At 48.3% G+C, this 19,450-nt stretch carries 19 protein-coding genes; 6 read left to right on the forward strand and 13 right to left on the reverse strand.

Annotated features, from left to right (window positions below; genetic code table 11):
- Nucleotides 1-68: 68 nt before the first annotated feature.
- The 3 genes from CW734_RS17835 to CW734_RS17845 all read right to left on the reverse strand — a co-directional run bounded on the left by CW734_RS17835 (nt 69) and on the right by CW734_RS17845 (nt 2,670).
- The gene (locus CW734_RS17835) at nt 69-551 is read right to left on the reverse strand and encodes a nucleoside deaminase (protein WP_101192064.1); all 483 of its coding nucleotides are present in this window, start codon (nt 549-551) and stop codon (nt 69-71) included.
- A gap of 71 nt (nt 552-622) precedes the next feature.
- Nucleotides 623-1,279 (reverse strand): RsiV family protein, encoded by a 657-nt coding sequence (locus tag CW734_RS17840; protein ID WP_101192065.1) that lies wholly within the window; start codon nt 1,277-1,279, stop codon nt 623-625.
- 203 nt (nt 1,280-1,482) lie between these two features.
- Nucleotides 1,483-2,670 carry a DUF4317 domain-containing protein gene (locus CW734_RS17845; protein ID WP_101192066.1) on the reverse strand — a complete coding sequence of 396 codons (1,188 nt, stop codon included), beginning with the start codon at nt 2,668-2,670 and terminating at the stop codon, nt 1,483-1,485.
- A gap of 263 nt (nt 2,671-2,933) precedes the next feature.
- On the opposite strand from CW734_RS17845, the gene CW734_RS17850 reads away from it, so the two are divergent.
- The 5 genes from CW734_RS17850 to CW734_RS17870 all read left to right on the forward strand — a co-directional run bounded on the left by CW734_RS17850 (nt 2,934) and on the right by CW734_RS17870 (nt 8,479).
- Nucleotides 2,934-4,310, forward strand: a complete 1,377-nt coding sequence (locus CW734_RS17850) for an outer membrane protein assembly factor BamB family protein (protein WP_157824190.1) — start codon at nt 2,934-2,936, stop codon at nt 4,308-4,310.
- A gap of 332 nt (nt 4,311-4,642) precedes the next feature.
- Nucleotides 4,643-5,902, forward strand: coding sequence for a poly-beta-1,6-N-acetyl-D-glucosamine synthase (gene pgaC, locus CW734_RS17855; protein ID WP_101192068.1), 1,260 nt, complete (start codon nt 4,643-4,645; stop codon nt 5,900-5,902).
- Nucleotides 5,860-6,360, forward strand: coding sequence for a hypothetical protein (locus CW734_RS17860; protein ID WP_101192069.1), 501 nt, complete (start codon nt 5,860-5,862; stop codon nt 6,358-6,360). The genes pgaC and CW734_RS17860 overlap by 43 nt, the downstream gene beginning before the upstream one ends.
- Nucleotides 6,314-7,186, forward strand: coding sequence for a polysaccharide deacetylase family protein (locus CW734_RS17865; protein WP_157824191.1), 873 nt, complete (start codon nt 6,314-6,316; stop codon nt 7,184-7,186). Before CW734_RS17860 ends, CW734_RS17865 begins: the two co-directional genes overlap by 47 nt.
- 294 nt (nt 7,187-7,480) lie before the next feature.
- A complete protein-coding gene (locus tag CW734_RS17870; protein ID WP_101192071.1) occupies nt 7,481-8,479 on the forward strand; it encodes a hypothetical protein in 999 nt (332 codons plus the stop codon).
- A gap of 80 nt (nt 8,480-8,559) precedes the next feature.
- Here the strand turns inward: CW734_RS17870 and CW734_RS17875 are convergent, their stop codons facing one another.
- From CW734_RS17875 to CW734_RS19510, 9 genes are all read right to left on the reverse strand, one after another.
- On the reverse strand, nt 8,560-9,465 hold the full coding sequence (locus CW734_RS17875; protein ID WP_180956245.1) for an AEC family transporter: 906 nt from the start codon (nt 9,463-9,465) through the stop codon (nt 8,560-8,562).
- Between the two features lie 61 nt (nt 9,466-9,526).
- Complete coding sequence (locus CW734_RS17880; RefSeq protein WP_232787130.1) at nt 9,527-10,834, reverse strand: 2-hydroxycarboxylate transporter family protein; 1,308 nt, start codon at nt 10,832-10,834, stop codon at nt 9,527-9,529.
- A gap of 187 nt (nt 10,835-11,021) precedes the next feature.
- The gene (locus CW734_RS17885; RefSeq protein ID WP_101192073.1) at nt 11,022-11,738 is read right to left on the reverse strand and encodes a response regulator; all 717 of its coding nucleotides are present in this window, start codon (nt 11,736-11,738) and stop codon (nt 11,022-11,024) included.
- Entirely contained in the window at nt 11,731-13,344 is a 1,614-nt protein-coding gene (dcuS, locus tag CW734_RS17890; RefSeq protein ID WP_101192074.1) for a DcuS/MalK family sensor histidine kinase, read from the reverse strand. The genes CW734_RS17885 and dcuS overlap by 8 nt, the downstream gene beginning before the upstream one ends.
- A 139-nt stretch (nt 13,345-13,483) precedes the next feature.
- Complete coding sequence (locus CW734_RS17895; RefSeq protein ID WP_101192075.1) at nt 13,484-14,101, reverse strand: NAD(P)-dependent oxidoreductase; 618 nt, start codon at nt 14,099-14,101, stop codon at nt 13,484-13,486.
- A gap of 42 nt (nt 14,102-14,143) precedes the next feature.
- On the reverse strand, nt 14,144-15,109 hold the full coding sequence (locus CW734_RS17900) for a nucleoside hydrolase (RefSeq protein ID WP_101192076.1): 966 nt from the start codon (nt 15,107-15,109) through the stop codon (nt 14,144-14,146).
- Between the two features lie 156 nt (nt 15,110-15,265).
- Nucleotides 15,266-15,865, reverse strand: a complete 600-nt coding sequence (locus tag CW734_RS17905; RefSeq protein ID WP_101192077.1) for a DUF4230 domain-containing protein — start codon at nt 15,863-15,865, stop codon at nt 15,266-15,268.
- 62 nt (nt 15,866-15,927) lie between these two features.
- Nucleotides 15,928-16,416: a GNAT family N-acetyltransferase gene (locus tag CW734_RS17910; protein WP_101192078.1), complete on the reverse strand. Its 489-nt coding sequence runs from the start codon at nt 16,414-16,416 to the stop codon at nt 15,928-15,930.
- Nucleotides 16,417-16,448: 32 nt separating this feature from the next.
- Complete coding sequence (locus CW734_RS19510; protein WP_257968627.1) at nt 16,449-16,583, reverse strand: hypothetical protein; 135 nt, start codon at nt 16,581-16,583, stop codon at nt 16,449-16,451.
- An 86-nt stretch (nt 16,584-16,669) separates the two neighbouring features.
- On the opposite strand from CW734_RS19510, the gene CW734_RS17915 reads away from it, so the two are divergent.
- On the forward strand, nt 16,670-17,419 hold the full coding sequence (locus tag CW734_RS17915) for an SDR family NAD(P)-dependent oxidoreductase (RefSeq protein WP_101192079.1): 750 nt from the start codon (nt 16,670-16,672) through the stop codon (nt 17,417-17,419).
- A 243-nt stretch (nt 17,420-17,662) separates the two neighbouring features.
- Here CW734_RS17915 and CW734_RS17920 read toward each other — a convergent pair whose 3' ends face one another.
- Nucleotides 17,663-19,171 (reverse strand): DUF1846 domain-containing protein, encoded by a 1,509-nt coding sequence (locus CW734_RS17920; protein ID WP_101192080.1) that lies wholly within the window; start codon nt 19,169-19,171, stop codon nt 17,663-17,665.
- Nucleotides 19,172-19,450 lie beyond the last annotated feature (279 nt).

Genomic DNA, 19,450 nt, shown 5'->3' on the forward strand with positions numbered 1-19,450 from the left:
AAATGGCAGATGTCCATCGCGACGGACGCTTTCCGCGGGCACGGCTTCAGCCTTTTCATTTTGACCACTTACTGTTTCGATTTGTGCAAACGCCGGTGAAGCTGGTGCACTTGTTCCGCCAGCTCCGGTACTGGCCCGTCGACGTTCGGGTCTTTCAGGATTTCAGGGATGGACAAATTGCGGACAGGCGAAGGTTCCGCGCCCAGCTCTTGCATCCACTCGCCTAATTGCTTCGACGAACTCGCGTAGACGATGCGGCCGAGCCCGACCCAGCCATGCGCAGCCGCACACATCGGGCAATGCTCGCCTGATGTATAGACGATTGCCTCGGCCCGTTCATGTGGCGCCATGTGTTCTGCCGCCCAGCGCGCAATCGCGAATTCTGGATGCTGCGTATGGTCGCCGCCTGCCACGTGGTTATGGTCTTCGAACAGCACCTCTCCCTGTGCTGATACGAGAACTGAACCAAACGGCTCGTCCCCTTTTCCCAGTGCTTGTTCGGCGAGTTCTACGCAGCGCTGCAAATACTGTAAATCTTTTTCAGTTATCATAGTGGTCCTCCTTTAAATGCTTCTCACCAAGTATATCCAACCTGTATAAAAATTTTGATCCACCCTGCTCTTCATTTATAAACATCTTTTAAATTCTCTAACTCGCTCTTTGGAATGGCCACTTCTTGCGTCCCCATAGATCCTGCAGTGATTTCGTATTGGTCAAACACTAGAACTAACTCTTGTTCGGTTAAATAGAATTGCTGCTCTTCTTTAACTTGGTCGAACGGAAAAGACAGGTTCTCCTTTAGGCCACTTGCCTCCATCTCTAGATTCGTTGCAGCCAAAAGATCGTCTTCGTAATTCTCTTCTTCAAACAACTCAGCTATTCCTATAGCTGAACCCGACTGCAATTCATAGTTTAGAGTCTCTTTGTAGTGCACCGTACGAGGAATGCCAGCCAGGGAATAAAAGCCGTCGAACAATATACTGATGACTTTTTCATTAAGGAGTTTCGTCTCAAAACTCAGCACGCCTTCTGCATGTAAGTCGGCCTCTCCTTCCTCTACCGCTTGCTCAGACTGTCTGATTTGCCCCTCCAACTGTTCACCAAGCCTCATCGCCTGTTCGTTGAATCCATCCAGCCCTTCCACTTGCGGCACCGTGATATCCAAAACCATTCCGTCGTCTTCCTGAGCCACCACGATCTCTTCCACTTCCACAGGCTCTGCACAGCCCGTCACAACCGCAACTGAGACTATACCGATTATGGACAATTTGCTCGCCATCTTGCTCCCTCCTCTTTTAAATTCTGCGAATCGTATGTAAGGTGAACAAGGGGCTGATCCTGCTTTATTCGTATTGTATCTTCTCTATTTCAATTCTAGCGCCAAAGGAATAGTCCTCTTTATCTGAAGCTGTTGTTTCTAAAATGAGAAAGGCGCCGCAATGCATATGCACTGCAGCGCCTGCTGTTTCTGACAGGCCTGTCCTATTCCAACTCTTCCTCCGCCAATAACTTAAACCCTTCCACGACCGTATCCTCTTCAACTTCGATCAGGATGCAGCGCCGGCCATTGTAATTGACTTGTTTGACGTAACGTAAGTCTTCGGGGCCGATCTTGATTTCCGCGACTTTCGTGTTGATCTTGATCGATTTGGCCCCGTATTTCGGCACGATGTGGCTCGCTTTCATCTCGTACTGGCGGTCATCGGTCACTTGCTGGAAAGCCTGTTCCACTTTCTCCGTGCTGATGTCTTTGATGCCGCTCGCCTTCAAGACGCGCTCGACTTCCTTGGAATCCAGCATCGGTGCCGGCTCGTCCTCGTCTTCCGCTTCCACTTCAAGCATGCTGTTGATCTCGTCGTAGACACCCGCGAGCGTTCTCGAATTGACCTCATCGCCGATGACGTGCTTAACGATTTCTTCGAACACCACTTTATCGTCTTCTGCGGTGGTGATTTCGTCGCCGTTCAGCACGTTTTCGATAAACTGGAAATCCGGCTTATTGGCTTTCGCCGCTGAATACAAAATGCGGTTGACGTCTGCTGCATTGTTCGTGAAGCTCGGGAACAAGAACCCACCAACCGGAGACGACAGCTTAATGACCGGATCCGCCATGATATTCGACTTGAATTCCTTTTCGATAAAATCAAACACCAGCGACGATTTCGGCAGCTCGGTCTGGTTCATGCTGCTGAGGACGAACGGCGTCGTGTACACTTCGTCGCGCATTGCGGCTTCCGTCTCATCGGGCTCGCGCTTCGTCGTCTTGAAATACGTGCCGCGGATGAAGGTGATGACCATGTCCTTCTCGTATGGCGTTTCTTCGACCATCTTCAAAGCGACGCGCTGCATATTGTCTTTCCAGCCTTCTGCATCGTCCGCATGAAGCCCTTCGTACAACAAATGCTGCGTATGGTCGGCTTGCCCTTCTTCCGGGCGCTGGAACTTCACTTCGAACAGCTTGATGTCGAGCTTGCCCGCGAGCACTTTCTTGAAATTGGCCAAAAACAGCTCTTGCTGCTCCCGGTCGAGCAAGGAAAACGAACGGCTCTCCTCGTGAAATATTTCACTTGTGTCCTGCTTGATATATACGTTGTAAATTTCGGCGATTTTCAGTAAATCCGTCTCCAGCTTGAACTGCTTGCGGATCTCGGCAATATCTTTTTTGTTCATCTCTATTTCCAACTCCCAGCTAATAAAATCCATGTTTCTGCAAAAAAAGAGCATCGAAAGCCTGCGCTTTTGACACTGCTCCATTATACCAGTTGAAGGGGGATGCATGTACGATGCCTGCACGAATGGCTGGCCCGCAATTCAGAAACCGCCTTTCACACAGCAGCTTTGGCAGAAATCATTTGGATCTCCTGCGCAATAAGCTATGATGTCTGGAAGGCGGATCAACAAGAAACCAATGTGGAGTGAGGAGCATGCAGAATATGGGCAAACGAATTGAGCATGAAATCTTATGGCAAGTCAAAACAGGCGACGAACCGATCTATTCCACTCCCATCTTCGCCATTTTCAGCAAGGGCCAGCGAGTCGTCATCTATCAATCCTGGGATTGGTATATCTACGTCCGAGAAGTGGAAACCGGGCGATTGGTTTGGCGCTATCTCTTCGGCGCGCCGAATTACGGGCGCCCTCAAGCTGCGGATGTGGACGGCGATGGCAAAATCGAAATTTTTGGCGCTTCCCACGATGGCCATGTTTACTGCTTGAATGAACAAGGCGAAAGGATTTGGTTCCACTCAAATCTCTATTACCGGGAAGGCAACGGCCAAGTCACTTCGGCAAGCGAATGGGGAATCACCGATTCAACGAAAGAGTGGGCAGCCAATTCTTTCCTGAGGATGGATGGCAACCACGCCGAGCTCGCTATTGTTTCCGGAACCGGCGCAGGGCAAAGGCGGAAAATCAGCGGAGTCGAAACGGATACCCTTTGGATCGAAGAAGCGTTCGATACCTTGCCCGATGCCACATCGACTTACGAGATCCACCCTTTTCACGAATCCGATGTGTATTACCAGCATGCCGGCCAGCTGGTGAAAGAGCCGGATGCTTGGTACCTGTATACAACTTCCTTCGATAATCAATGCGTCAAACTGAAAGCAAGCACGGGGGAATTGATATGGAAATTCAGCTCGCTCGAACAGAACGAACCGTTTCCAGCAGTCGTGGATATCGATGGGGACGGAAAACTCGAATGCCTCTTCAATAGCATCGATGAGCATGTCTATTGCCTGGACGCAGAAACCGGGTCGCTGAAATGGCACAACCATGCCGGATTTGGCATCGACTGTTTCGGGAGCTATGCGGATATGGATAATGACGGAGTGATGGAATACATCATCAACGGCCGCGGCGGCAGGACGCTTTACCTGGACGGCGTAACCGGCGAGACGAAATACAAATCGACGGATTGGTCGGTTTGGGCGACTAGCGAAACCAATTCAAGAGCGACAGTCTTCCATTACGAACCGGGCCAAAAAGCGGTGGTGTTCGGCGGCTTGGCGGGATTCGTCTATTGCTTGGACGGCCAGGCAAATACCATTTGGCGGACATTTCTCGCTGCGAATATGCGCGGGTCGACAAGTGTCTTGGATATCAATTCAGACGGAGAGCAGGAAATTCTGGTCCCTGATATGATGGGCACCTTGACGATTCTCGATCAATACGGGAAAGAAATCGGCCAAGTTCACGTCAAGGGCGGCATTGAAGGCACGCCGCTTGCCGGTGATTTGGACGGAGACGGGAAAACTGAAGTATTGTTGACGAGCCTTGACGGCTATGTGAGCCTAAGCCGATTCAGATGAATATCAGATCTTTCCTATTGAATAGTCATTCATATTAAATAGCCTGGACCCGACAGCCACTCGGGTCCAGGCTATTTCCGTTTTTACCATTGATATTTGGCTGCTTTTTTATCGATAAAGCATCGACGCATGAAGTGATTCGATATAAAAAGGACATTAAATTGATAATATTTTATTTTAAATGAATAAATAGTAATCATATTTACCTATTTGTAAATTAAATATTAATTATTACGAAATCTTATTGACACTTTACGACCATGAAAGTTATACTCACAACTAAATTATTTAAATATTTGATAAAATCAAACATTTTTGTTAGGAGGCGCATCATGGATTTTTCACAACTTTTATCTGGACCTTATAGTTTCATCACTGGATATGTTTTTGTGTATCCCTTCGCAATGGCCTTGTTTTGGATAGCCGGTTCTATCCTTTTCCTCAGGACTAAAGAGTTAAAAAGCGAGCCTTTGGATATTGAAGCATTCGACTGGCCCATGATCAGTATATTGGTTCCTTGCTATAACGAAGAGGAAACCATCGAAGAAACGGTCCGCAACTTGGTTGGGCTGTCTTATCCGAAAAAAGAAATCATTTTAATTAATGACGGCTCTAAAGACGGGACGAGCGATATCCTCAGGAGATTGTCGGAGCAGTACGGCGACGTGCGGGCTATCCAGCTGCATGAAAACCGCGGCAAGGCGAACGCGTTGCAAGTCGGCTTGTTCGCTTCTAGAGCCGAATACCTCGTATGTGTCGATTCGGATGCCATGCTGGCCGATACCGCTCCTTATTATTTGATCCATCAGTTCTTCAAGCAAGGAGAACGGGTCGGCGCTGTCACCGGCAACCCCACGATCCGCAACCGCAACAATTTGCTGAGCCGGATGCAGCTGGTCGAATACGCTTCGATCATCGGGGCTATCAAGCGGACGCAAAGGCTACTCGGAAAAGTGATGACCGTTTCCGGCGTCGTCGTTGCCTACCGCAAAAAAGCACTCGTCGATGTCGGCTTATGGGACCGCGACATGATCACTGAAGACATCGCGGTCAGCTGGAAACTCCAAAAGCGTTTCTGGGATATCCGCTATGAACCCCGTGCGCTGTGCTGGATGCTGGTGCCAGAAACAGTATCGGGCATTTGGAAACAACGGGTTCGCTGGGCGCAAGGCGGGCAGGAAGTCATCCTGCGCCATTGGAAAGTATTGTTCAACTGGAAACAACGCAGAATCTGGCTTGTGTATCTCGAGCAATGGTTCAGCATCCTATGGGCTTTCTGCTGGCTGTTCATCACGCTATTGTTATTGTTCACGGCTACTACGCTGCAGGAAATGCTGTTCTGGTTCACCTTCAGTTCCTTCGCCTTGGTGTTCATCAGCCTCATTCAATTATTCATCGCCCTGTCCATCGACTCCCGCTATAACGGGAAATTAAAATACTATTTCTGGGCCGCTTGGTATCCGGCCATTTATTGGATGATCAATACCGCTGTCGTCATCGCAGCCATCCCAAAAACAATCTCATCTCGCCTTAAAGGAGGTTACGCAGTATGGAACAGCCCAGACCGCGGTATGAAGAAGAAAGTTTCCTAATCGTCGTCAAGCGTCCCTGGCTCTACGCCACCATCGATTTCATCTTTTCGATGCTGTGCTGGCTTTATAGTGTATTGGTGGTCTCGTTTATCGTATCGGCCACTTTCGGCTTCAATAACATCCTGACACGGGTCATGAATTCTTCCTTTAATATGATCAATCAAGATATCCGCTTGTTCATTGCCGCAGCCCTTGGCGTCTTCCTGCTGTTCTACACATTGCTGTATTTGAATCATGTCTACAATAAAAAGAGATTCGGCACCTTAAGAAGACGGCGCTACCCCGCCCCGGCAAGCAATGCCGAACTCAAGTCGTTGGGGTTGATGAAAATAGAAGCAATCGAGAAACTGCAAAGCGAAGACTATGCCGTTTTTGAAACAAACCCGATTGTCCCTCTTGGAGGTGAGAGCGTTGATCAAAAAGATCTTTATTTGGACGACCATTATCGCATTAATTAGCCTGTTTTTCTTGTCGCGGAAAGAGCTGTTCGCCGAAGCTTTCTCAGCTGACAAGCCCGCTATGTCCTTTCCGGAAAAATTGATTAGCGATGGCTGCCTCGGATTGAATTATCACCGCGTCCAAGACGATGCTTTAATCGTCAAATCAGCGCGCAGCGTGTTGCAATCCAACGAACTGGTGCAATACAGCGTGCTGAAAAGCGAATTTCAATCGCAAATCGATGCTTTAGTCGAAGCGGGCGCCAACTTCTTGAACGAAGAGCAATTATTGAAGGCGAAAGCGGACGGCGACTTCCCGGAAAAATGCGTATGGATTTCATTTGACGATATCGACGTGTCGGTTTATGACAATGCTTTTCCTGTTTTAAAAGAAGCGAATGTGCCATTCACCCTGTTCGTTATTGCCGGGCAAGTCGGCAATAAGGACTTCAGCAACCTGGAGATGTCCACATGGGATCAGCTGAGGGAAATGAAAGACAGCGGCTTGGCTGACTTCGGCTCCCATACCTTTGATATGCATCGCTTCGAAGGCGAAACGCCTGTCTTTTTGATTCCCGGGCAAGCGGACGCATTCAGGGAAGACCTGAAAAAAAGCGTCGAAACGATTGAGTCGGAACTGGATGTCACGGTGAAAAGTTTTGCCTATCCTTACGGCAACACCAACGAACGGGTCACCCGCATCTTGAAAGAGCAAGGCCTTGAAGCTGGCCATATCTTAGCCCCTCAAGTCATTCGGCCGGCAGATGATAATTATTGGATCAACCGGGTCATCGTCAACCAGACAACTTTCGATGACGTGCTGCTTCCTTATCTGGAAAAAAACTAAGAGTTCAACCCGATCTCAAGCTCTATAAGGAAGCTCCTTTCTATAGGGGAGCTTTCCTTTTTTATTCAATGAATGGACTTCAAGGCCTCTATAGTTAATTCCGGCAATCTAGCACCGGTCCCCGCTGATCTACCGGGCCGTTCCACTACCCGCTTCTCCCGCCACGCAGAAAACGTATCGTAAAGGCGGAATGATAATGAAAAATGGCTTCCACTAACAGCCACCCTCCTGCTGTCAGGCTGTTCCATGCAGTCTGCCCAGCCAACTGAGGATACAAGGAAATATGCGCATGGCGTGTCCATCGTCGGAAATACGGTGCTATGGTCTGAAAAAAGTGGGGAGCAGCGCAAAGATGGCTGGATCCATGATATTTATAAAAAAGAAATCGGTGAAAACCAGTTCGACACACTCGTTTCCAATCCGGAAGCACAAGAACCGGTCAGCGCCAGTTCAACCGATGAAACCAGCATCATCACTTACGAGGACGGCTATAATTCAAACAATAATGTTTCCCAGCGCTATAAGCTCTATGATGACAATTGGCAGCCATTGCATGAAGGCACCTTGCTCGACGGGGGGCATTCCGGGCATGCAGCTTCGACAAATGCGCATCACGTCCTTTTTTGGTCCCACGGCTGGGTCAACGGCGGCGGTGTAAACGACCTCGGCTCGGGCAAGGAAGTCATCGTCTCAACCGTTTCAAATGAAGGCGAAGTTTTGCATGACATCAAACTATCGCAAGCAGATGACCGCGACAGCTGGCCGATGCTTGCCGCTTCCGACGATAATGCGCTGCTCGTTTGGCAGCAATTCAATGACGATGCCAGCGAAGCCTCCCTCCGTTTCGCTGTTTATGATCCGGTTGCAAATGAACTGACTGTCACGCCGTCCGAATTATTACCGCAAGTGAATTTTTATATTTACAGCGTCTCTTATGTGCCAGCGGCGAGCCAGTATGTCGTCGCGGCCCAGACGAATAGAGGCGGCACCTTGTTATTGCTTTCAAAAGAAGGAGAAGTCCTCGACCAAATCGATGCACCCCGCCTGGTCCGGGAAGCCGCCCCGGCCATAGAAGGAAATACATTGGTGTTCCCGCAGCTGCCCGCGAATTATTTCACCGTCCACGTTTCGGATGACCAGCTCCAGCTGAATTCTTCCGATTCATTGGATATCAACTGGGGAACGTCCGGCACCACCGGCGTGTTCCTCGATGAACGCCATGTGTATTTTGCGACTTTGGACAAAGAAGGCTTGCAAGAAGTGACGGTGGAGTTGGACGAAGCAGCTCAGTAATTCTACGTACAAAAATAAGGAGTCATCCCTAAGCAACTCAGGGATGACTCCTTATTTATTTTTTTCAGACACTTGCCGTTTTAAAGAATCAGCAGCAATGCCGGAATGGTAACGATGCTCGCCAAGGTGCTGACGAACATTGCGCTCGATACCATGTCCGGGTTCATATTGAATTTGATGGCCAAAAGCGTCGTCGTGGCAGCCGCCGGAGTTGCCGCAGAAATGAGCAACACCTTCGCTTCCAGCGACCCTCCCGGATACAGCCAGGCCAGCAGCACGAACGCGATCGCCGGGAACGCAGCCAATTTCAACACAGCCGCCGTCCCGATAAACTTCAGCACGGTCTTGATCTGAATCGATGCCAAGGTAATTCCGAGCAGCGTCAATAGCACCGGCACCGCCGCCTGCCCGAGCAATCCCGTGGCATTGCCGAGCGCCTCAGGCACCCCGATGCCCGCTATTTTCAGAACCAGCCCGATCGTGATGGCAATAAATCCTGGCATACGGATGATGGTAATGAAAATCGCCTTCTTGGACACATCCGCATGATTCGAAGCATAAAAAATGCCAGCTGAATTCATCAGCAAAGACTGCATGACGACGTAAATAATGGCGATCGCCATCCCTTCGTCCCCAAAGGCGAACAACACAATCGGCAAGCCGTAATTCCCGGTGTTCGGAAAAGCGCTCGCAAGCATCATCGTGTTGCGGTACGACAGATTCCACCCAAACACGATGCCAAGAAGCTTAATCAGCACCGCAAATAGGACGAACAACAACACGGCAAACAGCACAATCCGCCCTAAATCCCCCAAATCCAGCGAAGACGTCGTGACGGAATGGAAAAATAAGGCCGGGCTGAACACGTAGATGCATAAATCCGACACCGGTTTCGTCTGGATGTCCATGAATCTGCCGACAAAAAAGCCGATGCCGAGCAAGATAAAGACCGGCAAAATGACATTGATGATTTCACTGACAATCACGGCGTTCACTCTCCATCAGAAAGAGGGAAAGGATTTCTCCCCTCCCCCAAAGTTTAATTTATTAAATGAAAAACGGGATAAACACACTGGCGAGTAATAAGATCAACGCGCCGCCGAGACGGGAGGAAATTTGCGCAAATGGCATCAATTCCATGCGTCTTGCCGCAGACAACACCGCGACATCGCCCGTTCCGCCCATATTCGCCATACACAACCCTGCGGTGATCGCCGCTTCGATCGGGTAGAAGCCCATGAACTTCCCGACCACGCCAGCACCGATGACAGCACCGATGACAACCGCCAAGACGATGAGCACGTATTGGATGCTCAAGGCATTCAGCACGGCTTCAAGATCCGTATACGCGACCCCAATGCCTACTAGCAAGGCGTTGGTCCAGTTGCGCGCCACGAACTCATACCACTGGCTCGCGCCTTCTACGATAATCTCCGGCATGACATTCGCCACTTTCAGTGCTGCCACCAAAATGATCATGATGGCGTACGGATGAAGTGGGATAAAATCACCCAATAAATTCCCTAAAATATAGAACGATACCGCAGCCAAGACGCCGATTCCCATTTTCGCCAAATCGTAGCTCGGCGTTTCTTTTTTCTCGTAATGGAAATTGCGGATCAGCTGGCCATTCCCCGTCAAGCTCGGGTATTTATCACCGATCAAATTCAATACACTCGCCAAGATGATGGCGAAGACATTCCCAAGTGCCAAAGCCGGCACTAAAATCGACAGGTAATACCCGGGTTCATTGCCCAGCATTTCCGAATAGACTTGAGACATCGGCACAGCGCCTGCACCCATGCCGCCGCCCATGATTGGCATGGCGATGACGAGCACCGCTTCCTGGACGCTAAAGCCCAATACCATCCCGACTAAGGCAGCCAGTCCAACCGCTCCTGCCACCGCAGCGAGCAATGGCAAGGCATAGCGGACGCCCGCTTTCACCAGGATCTTCGATTCCATCCCCAAAATACTGCCGGTAATTAAAGCCGCAATATAGAAGTTGAGGAAATCGCCATCTTTCATGAATTCCGTAATGCCTGCCGTTGTGCTTTCAGGCATAAGTCCACTATAGACCATATAAGCAGATCCGAAAATAGCGACAATCGCGCCGCCTCCGAGGAACGTGCGGACGATTGGCATATGATTGCCGAACCAGCCCAATAATTCACCAAGCACCATGGTAATGAGCAACGCGCCGATCATGCCGGCCGGCAAGTTTTCGGTGTACATCGCATAGATCGCAATCGCTGCGAAAACCCCGAACCATAGAATCGGCATATTGAAAATCGTGAATTTGTCTTTCAAATTTCTCGCCGGCAACTGCGGCGGAACCTTATTTGTTTCCTTCATCGTTGGACACCTCGTTTTCTTGAGCTTGCGCCATTCAGGTAAGCGCTTTCAATGTATTTCATATTTTAGACAAATTTCAGACAACTTCTAGCTTATGAAAGTATTGGTTTTATTGTAATTAAAAAAAGCAGCCGCATTGGCTGCTTTTTTTAGTGGAAATCGTGTTTCCAAAGCTCCACCTTAACCCTCAAAGATAAGGATCGAGACGATGTGCGTTTTCCGGCGCCACACGGTATTGATAGATAGGCCGGCCGACGCCGTAGGTCAAATCTTCCTGCAAATAGCCGATGGCGCTGAGGAATTTCAGGTATTTCCGGACGGAGACCCTGGAAATGTGGGCTGACTGCGCCAGTTCATCTGTTGAAAACACCGCAGCTTCGTTCGCCAGGATCACTTGCTGGATGGTCTGCAGCGTTCCTTTTGTCAGCCCTTTCGGCAATGATTGCACCGTGGCTGATGTAGAAGTGGCTGGCTGTTTTCTGCCGAGCAGGCTGTCGATTTCTTGCTGGCTGATTTGTTTATTATCGTTCAGTTTATGGAAATGTTTTTGGTATTGCAGCAGCGCTTCCTGGAAACGGCTGAACTCGAAGGGCTTGATCAAATAATCGGAAGCCCCGAGCCTCAAGGCGTGCTGGATTTGCTGGATTTCAGAGGCTGCCGTGATCAAGATGACGTCAAGGTCCTGCTGTTGTTCGCGGAGCATCTGCAAAAATTCGATGCCGGTCAAGCCCGGCATGTGGATGTCGAGCAAGACCAAATCGATGTCCGACTCCGCGAGGATCGCGATGGCCTGCTGGGCGTTTTCGGCGGCGCCGATCACCTCAAAGCCGTCCATGCGCCCGACAAATTGCCGGTTCAAGGCAGCCACCATTGGGTCATCTTCTACTATCATTACCTTAATCATCTGTTTCACCCCTTGCTTCATACGGCAGCACCAACTCGAACGTCGTACCTTCGTTTTTCTCGGAGGCCACTTCAATCGAACCTTCGAGTTGGTCTACGCTATTTTTCACCAAATGCAATCCGAATCCGCGGTGGTAGCCTTCCTTACTGGAGACGCCTTTTTCGAACATTGTTTCCTGCAATTCCTCATCGATCCCCGTTCCTGTATCGCTGATCGTGATCGTCAGCAATTCATCGATATAGGAAAACGCGGCATGCACCTGCTTGTGTTCGGTCGCTTGGACATTGTCGATCGCGTTGTCGACCACATTGCCGATGATCGTGATCAACTCGTGCGTGACCGCCGGATCGTCCGGTTTTGGGATATCGGTCTCGCAGCTGATCGAAAGATTTACTTGCGCTTCTCTCGCGAAACTGATTTTCCCGAGAATAAAGCCTGCTAGCACCGGGTCCTTGATGGAGCGCGTCACATTGCCGACTTCTACGGCTTGGTGGTCGACCAACTTCGCGATAAACTGCGACACTTGCTCGTATTGCTCCATTTTAATCAAGCCGAGCAAGACATGCAGTTGATTCATGAATTCGTGCGACTGCGCCCGTAAAGTCTCTGCATACATCTCGACGCCGGTCAATTGTTCGGCAAGCAAGTCGATTTCCGTTTTGTCCCGGAATGTCACCATTGCGCCGATCACTTGGTCATTCACCAATAAAGGCACTTGGTTCGACAAGATCGACAGGCCATTAAGCTCCTGCTCTTCATCCAAAACGGTATGTTTTTCAAGCAATACACGGTGCGTCTTGAGGCCTGGCAAAAAGTCATGGATCTCCTTGCCGATCGGCTCACGGCCCGTGAAGCCCGCTTTTTCGAACAGCTCTCTCGCCGACCGGTTGGCGAGCATGATACGCGAATTTTGATCGATCGCGATAACGCCTTCGTAAACGGAATGAAGCATCTGGTTGCGTTCTTCATGGATGCGCGCAATTTCGGGAGGCTCCAGCCCGAACAGGCTCTTTTTGATATATCGCGCTAAAAACAATGCGCCGATGATGCCGAACAACAAGCCTGTCAGCGAACCGATCCAGATGGTCTGCCGGTTTTGCCCGACCGCCGCTTCTACTTCCTCCAAGGAAATACCGACCGAGACTGCACCGATTTGATTATCGTCTTCATCAAACACCGGCGTGAACGCACGGACCGATTGCCCGAGCGTCCCTTCCGCCCGCGAGGTGTATTCTTCGCCTGCTAGCACACGGAGTTCATCGCCACCGGCAAACGCCTTGCCGATATTGTCCGGATTCGGATGCGATTTGCGGATGCCGTCCATGTCCATGACGACGACAAACAACACATCTGCGGCTTGTTGCACGGCCAACGCATAATCCTGTATATTCGCTTCCGCCGCTTCCCTCTCCAAGCCTTGGCGAATCACTTGCGACTCTGCGGCGGTGCGGGAAATGCTGACGGCCTTATCTTCCAGCTGCTGCTCGATCCGGTCGCCCGATGTATCGGCCACCAGCAGATTGGTAATCACGAGCGACACCAACACCACCAATAGCACAAACGAGATAATGATTGTACTCAATTTAAATCGTGACAAAAACGCCATGATGCACCTCATTCTTTGCTGCGGAAAAGTTCTTGTAAACAGATGTTTCTACTATAAGCCAAAATTTCAATAAAGAAAATCGTGGAAATGAACCAAAAAAACAGCCGCAATATTTGCAGCTGCTCGTCTTGGTGAGGATTCAAGTCGCAATCCCCACAGACTTGTTTTCATACTCTGCATTTCCCAGTGCTTTGACGATAAAATGCGCCACATCTGCGCGCGGAATGGTTTTCGATTTACCCGGAACGCCTTCTTCAGATTCACGGTACTGCCCGCTAAAGGAATCATTGGTCAAGCCCATCGGCCGGACGATCGTATAGGTCAGTCCAGCTTCTTGAATGGCATCGACAGCGGCGCGGTGATCGATGAGCACCTGCTTCAGCACGCCCATCATCAACTTTCCGCCAATGCCTGGGAGTTCATCGTTAATTCCTGCAGATGCCGTGTAAACGATGCGCTTGACGCCATGCTGTTGCATGCCAGCCACGATATTTTTCGCCATCGTTTGCAGATCCGCTGACTTTTTCATCCCTTGATTCGAGCCCAAACAGGATACGACCGCGTCATGGCCGGCAATCGCTGCGGCCACTTGTTCCACGTGGAACGCATCTCCTTGCACTACCGTTAACTTTTCACCGGTCACTTTCAATTTGTCCGGCGTACGTACAAACGCCGTCACTTCATAGCCTTGCTCCAATGCTTGCTTGACGACCGATTGGCCCACGCCGCCCGTCGCCCCGAATATGATGATTTTCATCACGCTTCACCTTGCTTTCTTATGAGTTGTCGAGCTGTCGAATCAACGAGATTCCACGCGGTCCGAAATGACTTTTACGGCTTTCACGAATTCCGCAACGAACGCTTCCCGGTCCACACTATGCAAAACATGGACATTCGGCTCCTCCCCCGTGCGGTTCGTGAAATCCACTACCGTCGCACCCGCCGTAATGCCTTCGAGTGAAGCCTCCACAAAGCAATCCTGTCCTTCAAACAAATCCGGCCGCAGTAAATACATGACTGCACAGACATCGTGGAAATGAAGCACCTGATCGTAATTCTCCTCATGAAAAGGCGTTCTCTTGATGACATCCAAATAATGGGTGACGAGGCCATACGCCTTCTCCGCAAATTCCGTGCCGATATCCAAAATGCTCTTAGCTTCTTCCAGCGTCACGAATGCTTTATGCGTCACATCCAAGCCGCTCATGACGACCGGCACGCCCGAGCGGAAGACGATTTCGACTGCGTGCGGGTCGACATAGGCATTGAATTCAGCGGACGGCGACATATTGCCGCCGACTGCCGCTCCACCCATCCACGAAATGCGTTCGATTTTCGGTTTCACTTCCGGATGCGCCAGCAATAAGGCCGCCACATTCGTCAAAGGGCCCGTTGCCACGATGGTCATTTTCTCCTCGCTCAAAAGCAAAGTTTCCCGCATCGCAGCAACGGCCGGCCGTTCGCTCACAGGCAAAGTCGGCGGTGGAAACTCAACATTCCCAAACCCGCTTTCTCCGTGGATTTCTTCTGCCATTTCGAGTTCGCGGAACATCGGCTTCTCCAAACCGCGCGCCACTTCCACTTCTGCCCCAATATAACTGAGAAACGTGCGTGCATTATAATTCGTCTTGTTCTGCGAAATATTGCCCGAGCACGTCGTCACCAAGCGCACATCCAACGCGTCATCATGCGCGAACGCCAACGTCAGCATCATCGCATCGTCAATTCCCGGGTCCGTATCGATCATCATCGGCAATCTGGCCATCCTTCAAAACCACCTTTTCTACTCTGTTGGTTTTAAGTTTACGCTAGTCAGGGCTTGGAGTGAAATGATAGCGAGTTTCTCTATGATTACTCAAGAATCAATCCATACAAAAAGCCGTCAAAGTCAGGGACCTTGATGGCTTGTTGGTTATATGTATTAATAAAATTCGATAATTACTTCGTTATATGCAGGAGTTTCAAGAAGTGCAGTTAAAATCTCTTCTGTGTTTTTGTCTGCTTCTTCCAGGAATCCTTGTTCGATTTTCTCTTTTTCAAGCTTTTCTTTTTCAAGGTTTATATCCTCTACAATTTTCTGAGAAGGATAGTCCGAGAATAACTCATCTTTGATATCTCTGATTTCCATATTTTCAGTATCAGCCACATTCTCAAGTATCTCTGCTTTCGGTACTCTAACGACCAATTGCTTTGTGCTCTCGTCGTATGAAGTTTCAATTTCCGAAGCTTTGGATCCCGCTTTTATATACCCATCGTATTCAATTAATCTGATTGCTTCTGCAAATTTAATATCCGACACCCCTGGCAAGGAAATGTTCTTATCGGTCTCACTGACTATGACATTGCTATACTCATACTCAAGTGATGCCAATTCCGCAATCTTTACGATCTGATCCTTCACCAAGGAGGCATCAGAACTGCTATTGGTAGTGACGCCAAATAAACTTGTTTGTGAAAATGCATATCCAGCCGCTGCCCCTATAATTAATACAAAGAATAAAATTCCAATCAATTTTTTCATCGTTTAGTTCCCCCACATATTTAATTCGCTACACTTTCTATGATAGACCTAAGAAGGATTTATTACACATACTGAAAAACAAGTTCGCCTTCTTCTGTGCCTGCTGGTGTAAACTCCAGCTTTTTAAGCAATTGGATGGAAGCCAAGTTTTCAGGAGATGTCCCGGCTTTAATTTTGACCCCAGGATATGCCTGTCGAATCCACTGAATCATGGCTCTAATCGTTTCATAAGCATAGCCTTGTCTTTTAAACATCGGGTTGATGGTATAGCCAATCCAACAAGCATCGGCTTCCTTTTTAATAAACACATCCCCCATTAGGGACTCGTCGGCTTTACGGATAATTGCTAATTGAGCACCTTTTTCCACAGATGGTTCTCTTATTAAAATTTCTTCATATTCTTCTCGGGCCAGACCTTTAAAATATTGAAATTCCATCCATTCAGGATTATTGCGGTATGTAATAAAAGCGTCCAAATCGCTTTCAATAAAAGGCCTGATGTAGCACCTTTTCGACTCAAAGACAGCTTGCATCCTATTGTCTCTCTTCATTTCATGCGCTCCTCCTCATGAACATGCATCTGTCACCCTAGTCGTATCTCTTGGATGCTTTTCCCGTCCAAGAACGCTTGGCCCATCTGTACGAGTGATGCTTCCTCCTGTATATATTCTAACAAGGCAGCGATGAGACCTTTTTCTTCGAATACTTCGAATGCCACGAACCCAAATTTCCTACAGTGATCCGAATGCTATATACTGATTACAAATTCTTTATGACTTTACTATGACGTTTGGAGGAGATCAGATGATGTTCGAAAACAAAGTAGTGGTTGTTAACGGTGGAACGGATGGAATTGGCAAGGAAGTGGTTCGTTTCTTTTGCAAAGAAGGAGCGACCGTTCATTTTACGGGAAGAGACCGCGACAAAGGCTCTCAGGTGGAGAAGGAATGCGAGGGTAAAGCTCATTTTTACCAAGTCCATAACGAAAACACAGACGAAATCGAAAGCTTTTTTAAAGCACTTGAAACTGATGGGCATACTATCGATATTCTCTTCAACAATGCCGGTGTTCTGTCTATCGGAATGGGACCCTTATCTCGCGTAAAACTGGATGACTGGAATCAGTTGATTGCCGTCAATCAAACGGCGATTTTCCTCTACATGAAATATGCTTTAGCTGTCATGGGCAAGCAAAAACACGGGGTCGTTATTAATAATGCGGCGATCCTTGGAAACGATAAGGTCAATCCGATGCTGCCAGCTTATAGCGGAACCAAAGCAGCCGTTGTCGCGATGACCCAAAGCACCGCACTGCGCTTTGCCAATCAAGGAATCCGCGTCAACTGCATCTCCCCTGGCCCAACAGAAACTGACCTGGCCATTAAAGCATATAGCGGAAAAGAGAATTATGATAAACAATCACAGGGACACCCGAGAGGAAGCTACGGGAAACCAAGTGAGATCGCAGAAGTCGTGCTATTTTTAGCTTCAGATAAAGCATCTTATGTAAACGGCGCGGAAATCGTTGTAGATGGTGGTTACTCGTTAAAATAAATAGATTGAGGAAACAAGATAGGGTTAGTTTAACCATTTACTGTAGAGCTTTATTTTGTTGTCGGGTGAAGTAAAGTTATTTTTTACAGTCTTTCACAAGTAGCGCTTGATTGATTCAATAAAGCAAAAAGGTTCATTCTTCTCATTAAGAGAAGAATGAACCTTTTCAGTAAATACTATAAATGAAAATACATCCGTCTCAGGCTTCTATGGAAGGAGAAAAAGGCAGGTGTTTTCTAAAATCTAATTGTAATATAGGTTCTCAGTTGGATATACCGGATCATTGGTGATGTCGATTCCAAGTTTCTTAAAGGTCTGTTCGTTTTCTCTATTCAATATAACCGTCGAATGTGCTTGGGTATCTTTTAAATGTGGCAATTGCTTATAAGCCAGCTCAGAAGTAGGATTGGTGACCGCACTGATTGCCAGTGCAATGAGCACTTCATTGGCGCTTAATGTCGGGACGCGGCTATTCAAGTCATCGGTTTTCAACCGTTGAATCGTTTGTAAAATCATCGGCGACAATAAATCAATTTCATCGGAAATATTGGTCAATTTCTTTAACCCATTCAGAATCGCGGCTGCCGAAGCATCCATCAAAGTGGTCGTTCGACCGGTGATCATCTCGCCATTCGGCAGTTCTATCGCAATTACGGCTTGTAAATTCGTGCTGTCAATTTGTGCTTGGACTTCTTTCGCATAATTACGCGCCGGCAATACAGGTGCCCGATCCTCTTTCTTTAAACCGGTCTCTTCTAGAATCACTTGCATGTGGCGTACACTGTCTTCATCGGCAAGCCCTTTTTTATAATCGTTCTCTACGACGAAACTGCGCCGAATGATTTCCTGCTTGGCAGCTTCCTGGACCACGCTATCATCCGTGATGCCCGATTTCAGGCGATTAACCCCCATATCAGTCGGTGAGCTGTAAACAGACTCTTTGCCGGTAATCCTTTCAATAATCCGTTTGATGACAGGAAATGTCTCAATATCACGATTGTAATTGACCGCTACTTTCTCATACGCTTCATAATGATAATTATCAATCATGTTTACGTCTTTTAAATCGACGGTAGCCGCTTCATAAGCGATGTTTACTGGGTGCTTTAACGGCAGGTTCCAAACTGGAAAAGTCTCAAACTTGGCATAGCCGGCTTCATTCCCCAGTTTATTCTCATGGTACATTTGGTTAAGGCAGGTGGCGAGCTTTCCGCTGCCCGGGCCAGGGGCCGTTACTACCACGATCGGCTTTGTCGTTTTAATATAAGGATTTGTCGCAAATCCTTCTTCCCCAAGGACCGCCTCCACGTTTGCCGGATAACCTTCGATTTCGCGGTGAATACAGACGCTAATTCCGCTTCTCTCAAGCTTTGTCATAAATACTTTGACTGTTGGCTGCCCCTGGTAACGGGTGATCAAAACACTGTTGACAGAAATGCCGTATGCCCGGTATTCATCGATTAAGCGCAGGACATCTTGGTCATAAGTGATGCCGTAATCTTCACGGACTTTGTTTCGTTCGATGTCTCCAGCGTAGACACAGATGATGATTTCCGCCTTTTCTTTCAGTGTATGCAATAGTTTGATTTTGGCATCTTCATCAAATCCAGGCAAGACACGCTTGGCATGTTTGTCGCCTATCAATTTTCCGCCAAATTCCAAGTAAAGTTTATCGTACTGCTGCACCCGCTCCAGGATGTAGGCTGATTGTTCTTGCAAATATTTCTCCGAATCAAATCCAATTTTTTTCATTAAGTTCAGTCCCACCTTTTATACTTCAAACTCTCTTAACTCTAGGGATAAAAACGCCTTAAGAGATACTCCTAAATAAAAATCCACTCTTTATGATTATAAACTTTTGAAAAAAAGTAAATCGGTCCAATTGCTTCATTGAGTGGCTTATCCTAAAAAGCGCAGTGGCCTCACCGAGGATACATTCAACTAAAATAACAGAACTCAAATCAATGTTAGCATATCCAAACGATAAAATTCCGCTTCTCTCGGATAGTTTCAATAACTGAATTAATTTGA

Origin of the sequence: Planococcus sp. MB-3u-03 (assembly GCF_002833405.1) — a bacterium.
Taxonomy (GTDB): Bacteria; Bacillota; Bacilli; order Bacillales_A; family Planococcaceae; genus Planococcus.